The organism is Simplicispira sp. 125 (assembly GCF_003096555.1).
In the GTDB taxonomy this organism is placed as follows: Bacteria; Pseudomonadota; Gammaproteobacteria; order Burkholderiales; family Burkholderiaceae_C; genus Simplicispira.
Genome location: NZ_QEKM01000001.1, coordinates 2,316,710 through 2,332,614, shown reverse-complemented (window position 1 = coordinate 2,332,614; position 15,905 = coordinate 2,316,710). Strand labels below are relative to the sequence as shown.

The following is a 15,905-nucleotide window of genomic DNA, read 5'->3' as shown; positions in this document are numbered from 1 at the left end:
ACTGCCCAGCACCAAGTTATGCCTGATGACCATAGCAAGTTGGTACCACTCCTTCCCATCCCGAACAGGACCGTGAAACGACTTTGCGCCGATGATAGTGCGGGTTCCCGTGTGAAAGTAGGTCATCGTCAGGCTCTTACAGCGCAGCAACGCCCCTCTCAGCAATGAGCGGGGCGTTCCTGTTTCTGGGACTGGATAATCATCTCTCAGGTGCCCATAGATGATGCAATTGCAGGACATTCTTTATTCGCAGGGTTTTGGAACACGCCGTGTTTGTGCCGGGCTGGTGCAGCAGGGTTGGGTGGAGGTGCTGCAAAAGGGTGTGGATAGCACTCTCGTACCGTGTCGTGACTCTACGATGCGCTTCAACACCGACGGTTTGCAACTCTGCGTACAAGGCATATGGTGGCCTTACAAAGAAAAAGCGTATTTGATGCTGCACAAGCCAGCAGGCACAGAGTGTTCGCAAAAACCATCGACCTACCCCAGCATCTATACCTTGCTCCCTGTGCCTTTGCGTCAGCGGCCTACGAAGTCAGCCGTACAGGGTGTTCAAGCCATCGGCCGTCTGGATCAGGACACAACCGGCCTGATTTTGCTCAGCGACGATGGGCAGTTCATTCACCGCATGAGTTCACCGAAGAAGCATGTACCGAAGCTGTATGAAGTGCGCTTGAAGCACGAAGCAACGGCTGAACAGGTCGATCGCTTGCTGGCAGGTGTTGTTCTGGACGATGATCCCGCTCCCGTGAAGGCCGCGGCTTGCGTCCAAGTAGATTCCACGCTTGTGCACCTGACGTTGACCGAGGGGAAGTACCACCAGGTCAAGCGCATGATTGCGGCGGTGGGCAATCGGGTGGAGGGCTTGCATCGCTCAAGAATCGGGGGCTTGCAACTGCCTGCTGACTTGGCACCAGGCCAGTGGTGTTGGCTGGACGATACCGATTTGGCGTTATTGAAACCAGCACCTTGACGAAATAATGGGCAGCGCCAAGCCGTTGGTATCCGCTCGCTGGTGCACTGGTGGTTTGCTGTAGCATTGACGTAACGTCAACATTACAAGGCGATGCCAGAGCGGCGGCGATTCACGCCGCCATCGCACCGCCAGAATCCAAGCATGGCCTCCACCTTTACCATTCGTGATCTTGCCAAAGAATTCGATCTTACGACGCGGGCCATGCGTTTTTATGAAGATATGGGCTTGCTGCAACCCGAGCGAACAGGGCCCGGTGGACGGACACGGACCTATAGCGCACGGGATCGCACCAGGCTCAAACTGACGTTGCGCGCCAAGCGGCTGGGCCTTTCTCTCACGGAAGCGAAAGACATCATCGATCTGTACGACAGCCCCAGGGACACTGGTGTGCAGCTGCAGAAGTTTCTCGCGGTACTGGCCCAGCACCGCAAGCAGCTCGAGGAGCAGATGGCCGATCTCCAGGCCAATCTGGACGAAGTACGGGAACACGAAAAGGAAGCGCGCGCCTTGCTCGCCAAAGTGGCCAAAAATATCGGATAATTGACGTTTACGTAAACGTCAATCAGGAGCCTGCATGACGATACCCCGGTTCGAGCCCCGAGATTCACAGTATGCCGAGCGCGTGCAACAGAGTTTTGCGCGCCAAGGGATTATGAAAACCCTGGGCGCCACCCTCGGACTCCTGGAGCCGGGAGCCGTCGATATTCACCTCGACTGGGCGCAAGGCCTCACCCAGCAGCATGGATTCTTGCATGCAGGGGTCGTTTCCACAGGGCTGGACTCTGCCTGCGGCTACGCCGCATTTACCTTGATGCCCGCAGAGGCTGCGGTGCTGACCATCGAATTCAAGATCAACCTGCTAGCCCCTGCAAAGGGCCAGCGCTTTCGGATGGAAGGCCGGGTACTCAAGCCTGGTCGCACCATTTCGGTGTGCGAAGGTCGCGCGTACGCGCTGCAAGACGGACATGAAACACTGGTGGCCACCATGGGTTGCACCCTGATGGCGGTGACCGGACGCCCGGATGTTCAGGGCTGATCAACCCATTTACTTCAACACAGGAGAACACCATGAGCATTCCCGGCAACCTTCCTGGCCTTAATTTTCAACTGGGCGACGATATCGATGCTTTGCGCGACGCCGTGCGGGACTTCGCGCAGTCTGAAATCGCACCGCGCGCCACAGAAATCGATCACTCCGACCAGTTTCCCATGGACCTCTGGCGCAAGATGGGCGATTTGGGCGTGCTGGGCATTACGGTGTCTGAAGAGCACGGCGGTGCCAATATGGGTTATCTGGCCCACATGGTCGCCATGGAAGAGATCTCGCGTGCATCGGCCTCGGTGGGTTTGAGCTATGGCGCGCACAGCAATCTGTGCGTCAATCAGATCAACCGCAACGGCAATGAGGAGCAGCGCAAAAAATACCTGCCCAAGCTGATCAGCGGCGAACATGTGGGCGCGCTGGCGATGAGCGAGCCAGGGGCGGGCTCCGACGTCATCAGCATGAAGCTCAAGGCCGAGGACAAGGGCGGCTACTACCTGCTCAACGGCAACAAGATGTGGATCACCAACGGTCCCGACGCCGACACCCTGGTGGTCTATGCCAAGACCGAGCCCGAGATGGGCGCGCGCGGCGTCACTGCCTTCCTGATCGAGAAGGGCATGAAGGGCTTTTCCATTGCGCAAAAGCTCGACAAGCTGGGCATGCGCGGCAGCCATACCGGTGAACTGGTGTTTCAGGACGTTGAAGTCCCTGCGCAAAACGTATTGGGTGGCGTGAATATGGGGGCCAAGGTGCTGATGAGCGGCCTGGACTATGAGCGTGCTGTGCTGACCGGCGGGCCGCTGGGCATCATGCAGTCCGTCATGGACAACGTGATTCCCTACATCCATGACCGCAAGCAATTTGGCCAGAGCATTGGCGAGTTCCAGCTCATCCAGGGCAAGGTCGCCGACATGTATACCGTTCTGCAGGCAGGGCGCTCGTTTGCCTACACGGTGGCAAAGAACCTGGACATGCTGGGTACCGAGCACGTGCGCCAGGTGCGCAAGGACTGCGCCAGCGTCATCCTGTGGTGCGCCGAGAAAGCCACCTGGATGGCGGGCGAAGGCATCCAGATTTTCGGCGGCAATGGCTACATCAACGAATACCCCTTGGGTCGTCTGTGGCGCGACGCCAAACTCTATGAAATTGGCGCCGGTACCAGCGAAATCCGCCGCATGCTGATTGGTCGCGAGCTCTTTGCAGAGACTTGTTAAGGCCCTGCAGAATAGGTTCCCGCTCGATCATTGCGGGCGGCTTGTTCTGCCTTGACCCTCCTGCCGCCGGGCACAACAACACTCCTCCAGGAAAACACTGTGACCACCGATTCCATTGAAGACCTGTTTGTCCACAACCGTGAATGGGCTGCTCAAATGCAGCGCGATCGGCCCGGGTTTTTTACCCTCCTCCTGGAGCAGCAAAAGCCGCGCTATATGTGGGTGGGCTGCTCAGACAGCCGCGTGCCCGCCAACCAGATCACGGGGCTGGAGCCTGGAGAGGTATTCGTGCATCGCAACATCGCCAACGTGGTGGTGCCGACCGACCTCAACTGCCTCTCGACCATTCAGTACGCCGTTGATCAGCTGCATGTGCAAGACCTCATGGTCGTGGGGCACTACGGGTGTGGCGGCGTGCTGGCCGCGCTGCAGGATTTGCGGGTCGGCTTGTCCGACAACTGGATCCGTCACGTCAAAGATGTGCGCGACCGGCACCGCGAGCTGATCGCGGCGACAGAGCCCGAGTGGCGCCATGACGTCCTGTGTGAGTTGAACGTGATCGAGCAGGTCATCAACGTGGCACAAACCACGGTGTTGCAGGACGCCTGGGCTCGGGGGCAGAAAGTGCACCTGCACGGCTGGTGCTATGGGCTCAAAGACGGGCTCATCAACAACATGCATATCACGCTGGCGGGCAACCAGGGCATTGATTCGCTGTACAAGGCCGCCATCGACGGTGTGCGCGCCGCGCGGCGCTAAAGTCGCAGGGCCGATAGCATTCACAGGACGCCCAGCCCATGTTTCCCCAGCGCCTCGATTCGCCCCAAGCCTACGACATCGCGAAGGCGATGATGGACGGGTTCAACCGGCACTACCGCCTGTTCCGTACCGAATCCGCGCGCGCCAAACACCGCTTCGAAACCGCCGACTGGCACGGTCAGCAGCGTGCCCAGCGTGAGCGGATCGAGTTTTATGACCTGCGCGTCAAGGAATGCACGAAGCGACTGGAAAAAGAATTCAAGGCCGGCAGCCTTCCTATGGACGTGTGGCACCAGATCAAGCTCCACTACATTGGTTTGCTGGTCAACCACCACCAGCCCGAACTGGCCGAGACCTTCTTTAACTCGGTCACCTGCCGCATCCTGCACCGCACGCACTTTCACAACGATTTCATCTTTGTGCGCCCGGCGGTCAGCACCGAATACATCGAGAACGAAGAGCCCGAGGCCCGTCCGACCTACTGGTCGTACTATCCTTCGCGTGAAAATCTGTTCGACACCATGCTGGGCATCGTGGAAAACTTCCAGCTGCAGCGTGAGTTTGAAGACTTGCCCCGAGATATCCGCTACGTGCTCGCGGCCATGCAGGGGCGTCTGGACAAGGTGCGCCTGCGCGCCAACTTCCAGATCCAGGTGCTCTCCGGCCTGTTCTTCCGCAACAAGGGCGCCTATGTGGTGGGCAAGATCATCAACGGCTTTCATGAAGTGCCGTTTGCGCTCCCCATTCTGCACAACGATGCGGAGCAGCTCTACATCGACGCGGCGCTGTTTGGCGAAGACGATTTGCAGATGTTGTTCAGCTTTGCGCGTGCGTATTTCATGGTGGACATGGAAATCCCCAGCGCCTATGTGCAGTTTCTGCGCAGCCTGATGCCGCGCAAGCCGCGCACCGAGCTCTACAACGCGCTGGGTTTGGCCAAGCAGGGCAAGACGCTTTTTTACCGCGACTTTCTCTACCATCTCAAGCATTCCAGCGACAAATTCCGCATTGCTCCCGGTATCAAGGGCATGGTCATGCTGGTGTTCGACCTGCCCAGCTTTCCCTTCGTGTTCAAGCTCATCAAGGACTACTACCCGCCACAAAAAGAGACCACGCGCGAACAGATCAAGGGCAAGTACCTGCTGGTCAAGCAGCACGACCGCGTGGGCCGCATGGCCGATACGCTGGAGTACAGCGAAGTCGCCTTTCCGCGCGTGCGCTTCGATGATGAGTTGATCGCAGAGATTGAAAAGTTTGCCCCCAGCCAGCTCGAAATCAGCGACCGTGACGGCGATGGTCACCAGGAAGTCATCATCAAGCACCTGTATATCGAGCGGCGCATGATTCCGCTCAATATTTATCTGCAAGAGTCCTTCGACACCGGCCTGGACGATCCGCGCGCACGCCAGCAGATGGAGCACAGTGTCATCGAGTATGGCAACGCCATCAAAGACCTGGTGGCGGCCAACATCTTCCCTGGCGACATGCTGTGGAAGAACTTTGGTGTCACGCGCAATGGCAAGGTCGTGTTCTACGACTACGACGAGATCGAATACATCACCGACTGCAACTTCCGCAAGGTACCCCAGCCGCGCAACGAAGAAGAAGAAATGAGCGGCGAGATCTGGTACACGGTAGGCCCGCACGATGTGTTTCCCGAGACGTTCGGCCCCTTCCTGCTGGGCAACGATGCAGTGCGTGAAGCCTTCATGCGGCACCATGCCGACCTGCTGGGCGTGGAGTTCTGGCAGCAGCACAAGGAGCGCATTCTTGCGGGCCATGTCTACGACGTGTTCCCTTATGACGTAAACCGCCGTTTCTCGCACGGGCACGAGGAGCGCGGCATCTGACGCCTTTTCCACTTTTCATTCAGGAGTGATTTACATGACTACACCATCCCAGGACCCCATCGTCATCGTCGGCGCAGCGCGCACCCCCATGGGGTCTTTCCAGGGCGATTTTTCGGCCCTCGCGGCGCATGACCTGGGCGGCGCCGCCATTGCTGCTGCTGTCGCACGTGCAGGGGTGTCGCCCGACCAGGTGGGCGAAGTACTGTTTGGCAACTGCCTGATGGCTGGCCAGGGCCAGGCACCTGCACGCCAGGCCGCCTTCAAGGGCGGTCTGCCCAAAGAAGCCGGTGCCGTGACGCTGAGCAAAATGTGTGGCTCTGGCATGAAGGCTGCGATGTTTGCGCACGACATGTTGCTGGCCGGTTCGCATGAGGTCATGGTCGCCGGGGGGATGGAAAGCATGACCAATGCCCCCTACCTGCTGCAAAAAGGCCGTGGCGGCTACCGCCTGGGCCACGACCGCATCTTCGACCACATGATGCTCGACGGCCTGGAAGACGCTTACGAACCCGGCCGCTCCATGGGCACCTTTGGCGAAGACTGCGCCGCAAAATACGGTTTCACCCGTGCCCAGCAGGACGCCTTCGCCACAGCCAGCGTCGAGCGTGCCAAGGCCGCCACGGCATCGGGTGCCTTTGCTGCTGAAATCACCCCCGTCACCGTCAAGACCCGTGCGGGCGAAGTGGTGGTGTCGGTGGACGAAGGCCCGGGCAAGGTCAAGCTGGACAAAATCCCCAGCCTCAAGCCTGCCTTCAAGAAGGACGGGACGATTACCGCCGCGTCCAGCTCGTCCATCAACGACGGTGCCGCTGCGCTGGTCATGATGCGCCAGTCCACCGCCGCAAAACTCGGCTGCAAGCCGCTGGCGCGCATCGTCAGCCACGCCACGCACGCGCAAGAACCCGAATGGTTTGCCACCGCCCCCTTGGGCGCCACGCAAAAGGCCTTGGCCAAAGCGGGCTGGAATGCGGGCGATGTCGATCTGTGGGAAATCAACGAAGCCTTTGCCGTGGTGCCCATGGCGCTGATGACAGAGTTGGATCTGTCGCACGACAAGGTCAACGTCAACGGCGGTGCCTGCGCATTGGGCCACCCCATTGGTGCCAGTGGTGCGCGCATCATGGTGACGCTCATGTACGCACTGCAGGCGCGCGGCCTGAAGAAAGGCCTGGCCACGTTGTGCATCGGCGGTGGCGAAGCGACAGCCGTTGCGCTGGAACTGCTGTAAGTGATGGGTCTTGAATAAATTGATAGCTGCTCGCGCTTGATGGATGGGCGCTAGAGGCCAAAAACACTCAATATCAATGACGACACTCCTTGTCATGGGCGCATCGCGGGGCATCGGCCTCGAACTGGTGCGCCAGTACGCCGCCGAAGGCTGCCGCGTGATTGCCACCGTGCGTGACGACGCCGGGCGCGCGCGCGTGCAGGCGCTGGGCGCCGAGGCGTTGACCGTCGATGTTGCCAACCCTGCCAGCGTCAGCGGCCTGGCCTGGCAGCTCGACGGCGAGAAGCTTGACCTGGCGTTCTACGTGGCCGGCGTGATGCGCCGCCCCGGCGCCCACACACCACCCACGCAGCAGGACTTTGATGCGGTCATGCACACCAATGTGCTCGGCGCCATGCAGGCCATCCCGCAGGTGGCTCCGCTGGTGGAGGCTGCGGGCGGCGTGTTCGCTTTCCTGTCGTCGTCGATGTCGCAGATTGGCAGCGTGGGCGAGAGCAGCGCCTGGCTGTACCGCACCAGCAAGGCTGCGCTCAACATGGCCGTAGCCGCAGCGCAGCACGACTACCCCGGCGCCGCGCTGGTCACCATCGACCCTGGCTGGGTACAAACCGACATGGGCGGCGAGACAGCGCCCCTCACGGTCGAGACCAGCGTGCGCGGCATGCGCCAGACGCTGTCCCACCTCACGGCGGCCGACAAGGGCCAGCTGTTGCACCACGACGGGCGCCGCGCTGCGCATTGGTAAATATTTCTAAATCCCCAAACTGGAGACCCGCCCGATGTTGCTGACCCAAGACCAGGAAATGATCCGTGACGCGGTGCGCGATTTTGCACAAGAGCAGATCGCACCCCACGCCGCGCGTTGGGACAAGGAACACCATTTCCCCAAAGATGTGCACCAGGGACTGGCGGCGCTCGGTGCCTATGGCATCTGCGTGCCCGAAGAGTTTGGCGGCGCGCAGCTCGATTACCTCACACTCGCTCTGGTGCTCGAAGAAATCGCGGCGGGCGACGGCGGCACCAGCACCGCCATCAGTGTCACCAACTGCCCCGTCAACGCCATTCTCATGCGCTACGGCAACGCCCAGCAAAAGCGCGATTGGCTCACGCCGCTGGCGCAGGGCCAGATGCTGGGGGCGTTCTGCCTGACCGAGCCGCATGTGGGCTCAGACGCTTCGGCCCTGCGCACCACGGCGGTGAAGGACGGCGACGAATACGTCATCAACGGCGTCAAGCAATTCATCACCAGCGGCAAGAACGGCCATGTGGCCATCGTCATCGCCGTGACCGACAAGGGCGCGGGTAAAAAAGGCATGAGCGCCTTCCTCGTGCCCACCAGCAACCCCGGCTATGTGGTGGCGCGGATTGAAGACAAGCTCGGCCAGCATTCCAGCGACACGGCGCAGATCAACTTCGACCACTGCCGCGTCCCGGCGGAGAACCTGATCGGCGCCGAGGGCGAGGGCTACAAGATCGCACTGGGTGCCCTGGAGGGCGGACGCATCGGCATCGCCGCGCAAAGCGTGGGCATGGCGCGCAGTGCGTTCGACGCGGCGCTGGCGTATTCCAAGGAGCGGGAGAGTTTTGGCACGGCCATTTTCAATCACCAGGCCGTGGGTTTTCGCCTGGCCGACTGCGCCACGCAGATCGAGGCCGCGCGCCAGCTCATCTGGCATGCCGCCGCGCTGCGCGATGCAGGTAAGCCCTGCCTGAAGGAAGCTGCCATGGCCAAGCTCTTTGCCAGCGAGATGGCCGAGCGCGTGTGCAGCGCCGCCATCCAGTCGCTGGGCGGCTACGGCGTGGTGAGCGACTTCCCGGTCGAACGCATCTACCGCGACGTGCGTGTGTGCCAGATCTACGAAGGCACGAGCGACGTGCAGAAAATCATCATCCAGCGCGCGCTGGCCTGAAGATTGCTCCTGTATTTGTAGCTTCTTGCGCTTGATGGATAAGCGCTAGAGGCAAAAAATATCCGAATTTTTCCGGTATTCTACGAGGCCGCCTGACGCCCAGGTGACTCTGTTGGGCCCCTTGTGCGGGTCGCGCCCGTTGCGCGCGGGGGCGGGGTGTTCTTACGATCGGCGCTTGTTTATCGCTGTACAGGAGCACCGCATGCCTTTCGCGCACGTCAATGGCCAGAAGTTGTATTACGAAGACACGGGCGGAGACGGCCCGGTCATCGTTTTCTCCCACGGGCTGCTCATGGACAGCAGCATGTTTGCACCGCAAGTGCAGGCCTTGCGCGGCCAGTGGCGCTGCATCACTTGGGACGAGCGTGGCCATGGCCAGACGGCCAATCCGGCACACTGCGACCCCTTTACCTACTACGACTCGGCCAACGACCTGGCGGCGCTGCTGGCGCACCTGAGCGTGCACAAAGCCGTGCTGGCCGGCATGTCGCAGGGTGGCTATCTGTCGCTGCGCTGCGCGCTCACGCACCCCGAACTGGTGCGTGCGCTGGTGCTGATCGACACGCAGGCGCTGCAGGAAGATCCGCAAAAAATGGCAGGCCATGAGGTGCTGGTAAAGGCCTGGCTGGAGGGTGGGCTGTCTGACGAGATTGCGGCGGTGGTGGCGCACACCATCCTGGGCGACGGCTGGGCCGACGCGCCGCTGTGGCAAGCCAAGTGGAAGCAGGTGACCGTGCCCAACCTGCTGCAGTGCTTTACCACCCTGGGCAGCCGCGACGACATCAGCGAGCGCATCCGCGCCATTACCGTACCCGCGCTGGTGGTGCATGGCGCGCTCGACCATGCGATTGATCTGCAAAGAGCCCAGGCCATGGCCGACGCCTTGCCCCACGCGCAGATGGTGGTGGTGCCGGACGGCGGGCACGCCAGCAACCTCACACACCCCGAGCCCGTGAATGCCGCCTTGAAGGCGTTTTTGGGCCGCTTGTAAACACCGCTGCAGGTCGTCGTCGGCTGGGTCCATGCCCGCGCCGGTCGGCCTGCGCCCGGTTTATGACAGGCCGGGCGAAAGGGATGTGGGCCGCAGCACCACCGTGATTTGCCCGTTGACCTCGATCGTGGCGCGGGCCACCTCGTGCGCGTGCAGGCAGCCGCCCGCGCGCAAGGCGGCCGCCAGGTCGCTGGGGGAAATCCGTTCGCTCTGCATCAGTACTTCGTCCACCTTGCCGTCTTGCACCAGCACCCGCGGGCGTCCGTCAATCAGGCGTTCGAGCCGGCGAAAACGGTAAGTGAGGTGCGACAGCGCGACATGGCAACTGATCAGCGTGCTGGCCGAGATCAGCCCGCCGATCAGTGAGTCGTCTCCGGCATTCATCGAGTTCTGCACGGCGTTGGACAAAATCAGCAGCAGCACCAGATCGAACGGTGCGTACTGCCCGGTCTGCCGTTTGCCCGTCAGGCGCAGGAAAACCAGTAGAAACAGGTACACCACCACACCGCGCAGTACAAATTCCCACCATGGCACGCTCAGATTCCACATGAAGCATCTCCTTGCGGACCGGTGCCGCAGGGGCAGTTTAGAGCGTCAACACGCGCCAAAGCGACATCTGCAAGAATCGGGCAAGCCCCCCTGCAGCCCCATCGAAAGGATTTCTCCATGTTGCGCCGTACTTTCCACCAGGCTACTGCCAGCATTCTGTGCCTGGCCGCCCTGCGCCAGGCGCACGCACTGACGCTGGGCGACCTCTCCAGTGCCGACGCCAGCAGCGGGTTGAAGGCCGCGCTGGGCCAGGGCGCCAGTGCTGCCGTGGCCCTGCTGGGGCGCAGCGATGGCTTCTTGGGCAACCCTCTGGTGCGCATCCCGCTGCCGGGCGCCCTGGAAGATGCCGCCAAGCTGTTGCGCAAATTGGGCCAGGGCAAGCGTATTGATGAGTTGGTGACCACCATCAACCGGGCTGCCGAGGCGGCCGTGCCCATGGGCAAGGATTTGCTGGTGAGCGCCGTGCAGGACATGTCGGTGACCGATGCGCGCAAAATTCTCACCGGCGGAGACACCTCGGTCACCGAGTTTTTTGCGGAAAAAACGCGCCTGCCCCTTGGCGAGCGCTTTCTGCCTGTGGTCACGCAGGCCACCGAGCAGGTGGGCCTGACCCAGAAGTACAACGCCTTTGCCAGCAAGGCTTCCAGCTTTGGCTTGATGAGCAAGGAAGACGCCAATCTGTCCCAGTACGTCACAGGCAAGACGCTCGATGGCCTGTACCGGATGATTGGCGAGGAAGAAAAAAAGATTCGCCAGAACCCCCTGGGCAACGGCAGTGCCATCGTGCAGAAGGTGTTTGGCGCGCTGCGCTGATCGCGATGCCACCCGCATTGCCCAAAAAACCAGGGGTCTGCCCCTGTGGCCATCTGTCGTCACGGCATGTGCCGCTGGCCTTTGACGACTGCTGCGGGCGCTATATCGACCACTTTGAGACCTGCCCTGCGCCCGATGCCGAGTTGCTCATGCGTTCGCGCTACAGCGCCTTTGTGCGGGAGCGGGCCGACTACTTGCAGGCCACCTGGCATGCGCCCGAGCGCCCGGCGGTGCTGGACTTTGATCCCGGCGCACGCTGGCTGGGACTGGAAGTGCGCGCCCACCGTAGCACCGGGCCAGACCAGGCCGAGGTCGAATTCGTCGCCCGCTACCGTGTGGCGGGTAGCGCCGTGCGCCTGCATGAACGCAGCCGCTTTGTGCGCGAGGCCGGGCGCTGGTACTACGTGGATGGCTATCAATTTTGAAGAAAAACACCCTCCAGCGCTTTATGGATAAGCGCTAACAGCTATGAAATTTGAAGCAATCTTGTTCGACTGCGACGGCGTTCTGGTCGACAGCGAACCCATCACCAACGGCGTGCTGTGCGCCATGCTGGGCGAGGCGGGCTGGGCGCTCTCCAGTGAAGAGTGCATGCGCCTCTTCATTGGCAAAACCGTGCGCAGCGAGGCGGCCCGCATCGAGGCCCACACCGGCCAACCGCTCACCGATGCCTGGATGGCTGATTTTTACGCACGCCGCAATGCGCGGCTTGATGCCGAATTGTTGGCCATTGATGGCGCCGTGGCCGCCGTGCAGGCGGTGCACGCCGCATTGGGTGGGCGCATTGCCTGTGCCTCGGGGGCCGACCGGTTCAAGGTGGAAATGCAGCTGCAGAAGGTGGGCCTGGCGCCGTACTTTGCCGGGCGTATTTTCAGCGGCCACGAAATGCCGGCCACCAAGCCCGCACCCGACGTCTACCTGGCGGCCGCCGCCGCCCTGGGGGTGCCGCCTGCGCGCTGCCTGGTGGTGGAAGACACAGTGACCGGCGTGACCGCCGGAGTGGCCGCGGGCGCTACCGTGGTGGGCTACAGCCCGTCGCCCGTGGGGCATGGCACGCCCGAGGCCTTACGCGCCGCTGGGGCGGTGCAGGTCATGGCGCACATGAATGAGTTGCCGGGGCTGCTGGTCACAGGCTGAATGCCGCCGTCCAGGCGTGGTCGGGTTTCCAGTGCTGCACCCAGTGCGGCAGTTCGCTGGCGGGCATGGGGCGCGCAATGCCGTAGCCTTGTGCGCGTTCACAGCCCAGGGGCAGCAGCAGCGTGCCGTGGGCAATGGTCTCCACGCCTTCGGCTATCACTTCGCGGTGAAAGGCGTGGGCCAGGCCGATCACGCCCTGGACGATGGCCAGGTCGTCGGGGTCGGTCTGCATGTCGCGCACAAAACTCTGGTCGATCTTGATGACCTCGGCGCCCAGGCGTTTGAGGTAGGTGAGTGACGAGTAGCCTGTGCCAAAGTCGTCCAGCGCAAAGCGCACGCCCATCGCTTGGCAGCGGTGCATGATGGCGGACACTTCTGCGATGTCTTCCAGTGCGCTGGTCTCCAGGATTTCCAGTTCCAGGAGGCTGGGTGGTACCTGGGGCTGCTCGGCCAGCAAGGCTGCCAGGCGATGGCTGAAGCCTTCTTTTTGCAGATGCTGGGCGTCAATGTTCACGCTGACCGGCAGGCTCAGCCCCTGCGCCTGCCAGTCGGCCATCTGGCGCAGGGCTGTGGCAATCACCCAGTCGCCCACATCCTGGGTGATGGCGTGGTCTTGCATCGCCGGCAGAAAAGCGGCCGGTAGCAGCAGACCGCGTTCCGGGTGGCTCCAGCGGATCAGGGCCTCGGCCCCGATCACCTGGCCGGTGCGCATGTTGACTTTGGGCTGGTAGTGCAGCACGAATTCTTGCTCGGCCAACGCCCGGCGCAGGCGCGCGATTTCCTCGCGCTGCGTCTTCACGGCCGTGTCCTGCTCCACATCGAACAGGTGGTAACGGTTCTTGCCAGCCTGCTTGGCCTGGTACATGGCCTGGTCGGCATGGCGGATGAGAAGGTCTGGCGCCACGCCGTCGGCGGGAAACAGGGTGATGCCAATGCTGGCCGAAACCTGGAAGAGCTGGTCGCCCAGGCGCACCGGGTCGGCGGCGGCGCGCAGCATGCGCTCCAGCACGGGTTCGCAGTCACGCACGTGTTCCAGGTCGGAGAGCACAGCCACAAATTCGTCGCCACCCATGCGCGAAAGGGTGTCGCCTTCGCGCAAGGACGATTGCAGGCGCTGCGCCAGCGCGACGAGCAGATCATCGCCGCGCTCGTGGCCATGCAGGTCGTTGACGGCCTTGAAACCGTCCAGGTCGATGAAGGCCACGGCCAGCGAATGCCCCTTGCGCTGGCAACGTGCCATGGTTTGCTGCAGGCGGTCGGCCAGCAGCACCCGGTTGGGCAGGCCGGTCAGCGCGTCGTAGTGCGCAATGCGTTCGAGCTTGCGCTCGTTTTCCTTGATGGAGGTGATGTCGGTGAAGAGCGCCACATAGTGCGTTGTTGCACCCAGCGGGTTGCGTACGGCGCTGATGGTGATGATTTCGGCAAACAGTTCGCCGTTTTTCCGGCGGTTCCACACCTCGCCCGTCCAGTGCCCGTGTTCCGTCAGGCTTTGCCACATGGAGGCATAAAACTCGGGCCCCTGGCGGCCCGACTGCAGCATGCGCGGGTTGTTGCCAATGGCTTCTTCTCGGGAGTAGCCGGTGATGCGTGTGAACGTGTCGTTCACATCAATGATGGTGCCGCGCGTGTCGGTGATGGTGATGCCCTCGCGGGCGTGGGTGAACACGCTGGCGGCCAGTTGCAGGCGTTCATGCGCCTGTCGCTGCTCGGTGATGTCGTGGAACGAGCCCATCATCGCGATGCCCCGTCCCTGGGCGTCGCGCTCTGTGACGCGGCCACGCCACAGGCCCCAAAGCCAGTGGCCATCGTGGTGCCGAACGCGCTGTGCCACTTCAAACTGCTCCGTCTCACCTTTGAGGCAGGCGGCCAGGGGTGGGCCGAGGGCTGCCAGGTCTTCAGGGTGCGTGCGGCCGCGCCATTCTTCGATGGACATCGGCCGTTGCTCGGAGTCTTGGTCACCAAAAATCTGGACCAGTGTGTCGTCGCCCTGGACCATGCCGGTGCGCAAATCCCAGGTCCACAGGCCCATGCGTGCGATGTGCATGGCCAGGTCGAGCCGGTCCTTGGCTGCCTGGAGTTGCTGGCGCTGGGCTTGCAGCTGGGTTTCCGCTTGCAGCCGGTCGGCCACCATGGTGTTGAAGTCGCGGGCCAGGTCCGCCAGCTCGGTCGGGCCCTGGGGCTGTGCATAGGCTTGCCGGTCGCCCCGGCTGAAGGCGCGCGCCGCCTCGGCCAGGCTGCGCACCGGTTGCTCGATGCGGCGTGCCAGTGCGATGGCCAGCAGGCTCAGTGCCAGGACGATGAGCGCGCCCGCCGCAGCGGTGGTGATGGCCCGCTGGCGAACCTCGGCCGTGATAGTGGCGCTGGGCAGTCCGAAGTACGCCACCCAGCCCGTTTGCGGGATTTTCGTGGTGGCATAAAAGCGCACGGTGCCTTCCAGGCCCGGGCCTTCGAAAACGCCGTTCTTGGAGGCCGAGATGCGGCGCGCCATTTCCCAGTCGGGCTGCGTGCCAATGGCGGCCTCAGGGTCCTGGTTGCGCCAGAGCAAAACACCTTGGGCATCAAAGATGCCATAGCGGCTGTCTGCGGGCAGGTTCGGGGTCCAGAGGGCCATGTCCAGCGCCCGCAGTTCCATGGGCAAGTGCACCGCCCCGTCCACCACGCCCTGGGCATCGCGCACGGGCATGCTCAAAATCGAAACCCAGTGGCCGCTCACCGGGCTGGGGTGGGGTGGGCCGATGTGAAAGTTCTGTGTGCTCGTCAGGGTCTGGAGCCAGCCAGGATCGTCCGCAAGCGGCACCGGGCTGTGCGGTGTCGGTACGGCCGAGCAGACCAACCGGCCCTGCCGGTCGGTGAGCAGCAGGTTGGGAAAGTCCGGTGTCAGCGCATGCAGTTCGGCCAGGACGGAGTTGCACTGCGCAGCGTCCAGGCCGCGAATCCGGGGGCTGGAGGCCATGCTCAACAGGGTTGTGCGGGCATGTTCGATCTTGCGGCCCACATCGGCGGCAACGATGGCGGACAAGGATCGCTGTGCATTCAGCGCCTGGCTACGGGCCTCGGTCGTGTCACGGTAGGCGCCATAGCCCAGCAGCGCGGCCAGGGGCACCGTCAGTGCCAGAAGCGGCAGCAGCAAATGGGTGCGGAGCGGGGCTTGCATGGGGGTATGCGCGGAAAAGGTCGCGGGTGTTGCGCAGCGCAGGAGCCTGGTTCAACACGGGAGAGGTCGTAACGCAATTCCTTTGGCTCGGGGTCATAGGTTGCGCACCGCTCCCCTGGCAAACTTCTGGCGGGCCGTTACAGCATTCAGCGTAGGACGCGGCTGCGCAGGTGGGTACGGGCCATGCCGTAGATTCCAAGGGGGTTATGCGTATTCGTTCCAAAGTGTAAAGGGGAACGTCTTGGCGCGTGGGGCGGCAAAAAAGGCCGTTGCAAATCT

General features: G+C 62.4%; 15 protein-coding genes and 1 rRNA gene. 14 read left to right on the top strand and 2 right to left on the bottom strand.

Features of this window, described 5'->3' with window-relative positions; all coding sequences use genetic code 11:
* Positions 1 to 21 precede the first annotated feature (21 nt).
* The 11 genes from rrf to C8D04_RS10890 all read left to right on the top strand — a co-directional run bounded on the left by rrf (position 22) and on the right by C8D04_RS10890 (position 9,973).
* Positions 22 to 134, top strand: a 5S ribosomal RNA gene (rrf, locus tag C8D04_RS10940).
* An 89-nt stretch (positions 135 to 223) separates the two neighbouring features.
* Complete coding sequence (locus tag C8D04_RS10935; RefSeq protein WP_116006141.1) at positions 224 to 973, top strand: 16S rRNA pseudouridine(516) synthase; 750 nt, start codon at positions 224 to 226, stop codon at positions 971 to 973.
* Between the two features lie 144 nt (positions 974 to 1,117).
* Positions 1,118 to 1,516, top strand: coding sequence for a MerR family DNA-binding transcriptional regulator (locus tag C8D04_RS10930; protein ID WP_116004876.1), 399 nt, complete (start codon positions 1,118 to 1,120; stop codon positions 1,514 to 1,516).
* A 34-nt stretch (positions 1,517 to 1,550) separates the two neighbouring features.
* A complete protein-coding gene (locus C8D04_RS10925; RefSeq protein ID WP_116004875.1) occupies positions 1,551 to 2,012 on the top strand; it encodes a PaaI family thioesterase in 462 nt (153 codons plus the stop codon).
* 32 nt (positions 2,013 to 2,044) lie between these two features.
* Positions 2,045 to 3,235, top strand: coding sequence for an isovaleryl-CoA dehydrogenase (locus C8D04_RS10920; protein ID WP_116004874.1), 1,191 nt, complete (start codon positions 2,045 to 2,047; stop codon positions 3,233 to 3,235).
* 99 nt (positions 3,236 to 3,334) lie between these two features.
* Entirely contained in the window at positions 3,335 to 3,994 is a 660-nt protein-coding gene (gene can, locus C8D04_RS10915; RefSeq protein ID WP_116004873.1) for a carbonate dehydratase, read from the top strand.
* A 38-nt stretch (positions 3,995 to 4,032) separates the two neighbouring features.
* Positions 4,033 to 5,844, top strand: coding sequence for a bifunctional isocitrate dehydrogenase kinase/phosphatase (gene aceK / locus C8D04_RS10910; RefSeq protein WP_116004872.1), 1,812 nt, complete (start codon positions 4,033 to 4,035; stop codon positions 5,842 to 5,844).
* A 34-nt stretch (positions 5,845 to 5,878) separates the two neighbouring features.
* Positions 5,879 to 7,072 (top strand): acetyl-CoA C-acyltransferase, encoded by a 1,194-nt coding sequence (locus C8D04_RS10905; RefSeq protein WP_116004871.1) that lies wholly within the window; start codon positions 5,879 to 5,881, stop codon positions 7,070 to 7,072.
* Between the two features lie 76 nt (positions 7,073 to 7,148).
* On the top strand, positions 7,149 to 7,817 hold the full coding sequence (locus tag C8D04_RS10900; protein ID WP_116004870.1) for an SDR family oxidoreductase: 669 nt from the start codon (positions 7,149 to 7,151) through the stop codon (positions 7,815 to 7,817).
* 34 nt (positions 7,818 to 7,851) lie between these two features.
* Positions 7,852 to 8,982, top strand: a complete 1,131-nt coding sequence (locus C8D04_RS10895; RefSeq protein WP_116004869.1) for an acyl-CoA dehydrogenase family protein — start codon at positions 7,852 to 7,854, stop codon at positions 8,980 to 8,982.
* A 202-nt stretch (positions 8,983 to 9,184) separates the two neighbouring features.
* Complete coding sequence (locus C8D04_RS10890) at positions 9,185 to 9,973, top strand: alpha/beta hydrolase (protein WP_116004868.1); 789 nt, start codon at positions 9,185 to 9,187, stop codon at positions 9,971 to 9,973.
* A 60-nt stretch (positions 9,974 to 10,033) separates the two neighbouring features.
* On the opposite strand, the gene C8D04_RS10885 is transcribed toward C8D04_RS10890, so the two are convergent.
* Positions 10,034 to 10,522 carry a YetF domain-containing protein gene (locus C8D04_RS10885; protein ID WP_116004867.1) on the bottom strand — a complete coding sequence of 163 codons (489 nt, stop codon included), beginning with the start codon at positions 10,520 to 10,522 and terminating at the stop codon, positions 10,034 to 10,036.
* A gap of 117 nt (positions 10,523 to 10,639) precedes the next feature.
* On the opposite strand from C8D04_RS10885, the gene C8D04_RS10880 reads away from it, so the two are divergent.
* The 3 genes from C8D04_RS10880 to C8D04_RS10870 are packed head-to-tail and all read left to right on the top strand — an operon-like array spanning position 10,640 to position 12,472.
* Positions 10,640 to 11,335: a DUF4197 domain-containing protein gene (locus C8D04_RS10880; protein ID WP_116004866.1), complete on the top strand. Its 696-nt coding sequence runs from the start codon at positions 10,640 to 10,642 to the stop codon at positions 11,333 to 11,335.
* 5 nt (positions 11,336 to 11,340) lie between these two features.
* Positions 11,341 to 11,760 (top strand): YchJ family metal-binding protein, encoded by a 420-nt coding sequence (locus C8D04_RS10875; protein WP_116004865.1) that lies wholly within the window; start codon positions 11,341 to 11,343, stop codon positions 11,758 to 11,760.
* 43 nt (positions 11,761 to 11,803) lie between these two features.
* Complete coding sequence (locus C8D04_RS10870) at positions 11,804 to 12,472, top strand: HAD family phosphatase (protein WP_116004864.1); 669 nt, start codon at positions 11,804 to 11,806, stop codon at positions 12,470 to 12,472.
* Here the strand turns inward: C8D04_RS10870 and C8D04_RS10865 are convergent.
* On the bottom strand, positions 12,462 to 15,626 hold the full coding sequence (locus C8D04_RS10865; RefSeq protein ID WP_116004863.1) for an EAL domain-containing protein: 3,165 nt from the start codon (positions 15,624 to 15,626) through the stop codon (positions 12,462 to 12,464). The two genes, C8D04_RS10870 and C8D04_RS10865, sit on opposite strands and share 11 nt — an antisense overlap.
* Positions 15,627 to 15,905 lie beyond the last annotated feature (279 nt).